Annotated in this window: 3 protein-coding genes; 1 reads left to right on the forward strand and 2 read right to left on the reverse strand. The window is 64.4% G+C overall.

The features are described 5' to 3' along the window. On the forward strand, positions 1-405 hold a 405-nt coding region (locus VGP39_RS22945), incomplete at its 5' end, for a GNAT family N-acetyltransferase (RefSeq protein WP_327570384.1). Positions 406-608: 203 nt separating this feature from the next. Here the strand turns inward: VGP39_RS22945 and VGP39_RS22950 are convergent. After that, entirely contained in the window at positions 609-1,574 is a 966-nt protein-coding gene (locus VGP39_RS22950; RefSeq protein ID WP_327570385.1) for an IS110 family transposase, read from the reverse strand. 292 nt (positions 1,575-1,866) lie between these two features. Then, positions 1,867-2,524 (reverse strand): OB-fold nucleic acid binding domain-containing protein (locus tag VGP39_RS22955; protein WP_327570386.1); only part of this gene is annotated, 658 nt, incomplete at its 5' end.

Here is a 2,524-nt window from a genome sequence, read left to right on the forward strand (position 1 = left end):
GTGCGTTCGTTGGCCATCGAGCCCCGCAATACGGTTTTCCTGATCGAGTGCGGCGCTGCAGCGGTCGGCATGGTGGGCATCGACTGGCGCGAGCCGGGCGCACCCGAACTCGGCTACTGGCTTGGCGTGGACTATTGGGGCCAGGGTTTCGGCACCGAGGCCGCACGCGCGGTGATCGACTTCACCTTCGAGGAATTCGAGGTCGAGCACCTCTGCGCCGGCGCCCGGGTGAGCAATCCCTCCTCGCGCAACATCCTGGAGAAGTGCGGCTTCCAGTGGACCGGCGTCGAGCTGCACCGATTCGACGCGCTGGGATCGTCCACCCCGGTCGATCGCTTCAGGCTGAGCCGCGGTGTGTGGTCGTCGCTGAAGAACTGGGGCAGTTCGACGAAGCGGGAGAGGTGAGTTCCGCGTCCCGGACGCGGTGCGGCATTCTTCATGCCGCTCCGCAGATCTACCGTGTTGGTTGTCAAGAGGGTAGATCGGCTGCAAGCCTGCGGCATCGTGCTCGGCGGTCAAGGCGGCTGCGCCCCGCCTGCGGCGGTGGCCTGCGGCCAGCCTTGACCGCCTGCGTTCGCTGCCGCAAGTGGCCTGCCGTGATCGACGCCTCATTGTGCCGCGGTTGCGGCTGGAGCCTGGCGCATTGCATCCCGCAGCAGCGCGTTCAGCCGCACCAGCATCTTGCGCATCACCGCCACCATGATGACCTTGCCGGGCTTGCCGCGTGCCCGCAGGCCGCTGCAGAACTGCTTGATTTCGGGGTCGCAGCGCATCGCCGTGCGTGCCGGATTGAACAAGATGACCTTGATGGCCCTGCGCCCCGGGGCCAGGCCACGGCACTTGCGAATGCTGCCGCTCTCGTGGACCCGCGGGGCCAACCCGCCGAGCGCGGTGATCTCCTTGCGATCGAGCCGGCCGAGCTCGGGCAGTTCCGCCAGCAGAGATCGCGCCGTCGCTTTAGCCACGCCGATCTGGCTGCACAGGACCTCTTCCTTGAAGGATGGTTCGGGGTGTCCGTGTTCATACCGCACAAGTTCGGCTTCGATCGCCGCGAGTTCTTCCTCGAGATGAGCGACCATGCGCTCGATCGAGGCGCCAACCGCTTCCAGCGCCGCTGTGGCCAGGCGGCAGTTCTCGGCATGCAGCATGGCCTTGAGCTGCCGCTGCCGCGCTATCAACACATCGAGCGTGATATCTTCCCGGCGGCCAAGCCGCAACTGGCCGGCATTCAACCGGTCACGGCCAAAATCCCGCAATAGCCGCGCGTCGATCCGATCCGTCTTGGCCTTGATGCCTTGCGCCGTGCGGAAAGCCTTCACGCGCTGGGAGTGAACGACTGCCCAGGCCACTGTCTTGTCCGCCAGCGCTGCCTCCAGCTTCCGTTCCCAGCCTCCGCAGCGCTCGAACACCACGATGTCCGATGCCGGATCAAGCTTCTCGACCAAAGCTGCGATTCCGGCCGCATCATTGCCGTAGCGCCGCACCGGCTCGATGCCTTCCACGGCCGCATCCAGCCAGGACTTTCCGATATCGACCCCGATCAACCGCTTGCCGTTCATATCGACCTCCCTCATCTTACAGAAGGGGTCCGTAACGAGCACCGGATTGCATACGGGCGTACAGCCCTTCCTACCGTTCGTGCCCGGACCCCAGAAACGCCGGCGGGCCTCCAGATCTGCACGATCGTCAAGATCTACCGGGACCGCGAGGTCCCGCCGGCGTCCTGTCTTCCTTCAGGAAGACGACAACAACATGCAAACCGGGACCGTCAAGAACACCGCGTGCCGTTAAGGCCCCGGCTCAGCAGCGCACCACGCCGCGAAGGACGGCGCGCTGCGCGGCATCCGGGGCACACCAGCACACACCTCAATGAAAATCCCTTGACCGCGGCAGGATGCGGACGTTGCGCGGGTGGCGGATTTTCTGGGCTGGGTTGTCAGGATGTTCGCGGCGATCGTCGTTGAATGGTTCGCCCGGCGCCGCGGCGGAAGTCAATATCTGCCGCCGACCAAGCGCGTCATTGTCCAGATTCATCAAATCAGGCGAACGGTCGAATAACCGATCGGCCACCAGATGGACGACCTTTTCCGGGCTGCTCTGAATAACTCCTTCAATCAGAACCAGCCGCGCGCCCATCACTTCCTTGCGGAAGCGCTCCATCACCTTCGGCCACACCACGATATTTGCAATGCCGGTTTCATCCTCCAGCGTCATGAACACGACGCCCTTGGCGCTGCCCGGCCGCTGCCGAACCAGCACCACGCCGGCGCAGCGGACGCGTTGGCTGTCATTGGCATGCGAAACGGCTTCGCAGGGGATGACACCCTCTTTCATGAACATCGGCCGCAAGAATTCCATCGGATGGCCTTTCAGCGATAGCCGGATGGTTTGATAATCGGCCACCACCTGCTCCGACAACGGCATCAGCGGCAACGGAGGCGCATGCTCGTCAGGCTGTTCGCGCGCGGCGGCGAATTCAAACAACGGCAGCGGCACGTCATTCGGCAACCGGCGAACCGCCCAG

It is taken from the genome of Bradyrhizobium sp. (assembly GCF_036009065.1).
GTDB lineage: Bacteria > Pseudomonadota > Alphaproteobacteria > Rhizobiales > Xanthobacteraceae > Bradyrhizobium.

Excerpts from the sequence above, each read along its gene's own strand:
- VGP39_RS22950 (WP_327570385.1), bottom strand. The coding sequence starts at position 1,574 with ATGAGGGAGGTCGATATGAACGGCAAGCGGTTGATCGGGGTCGATATC.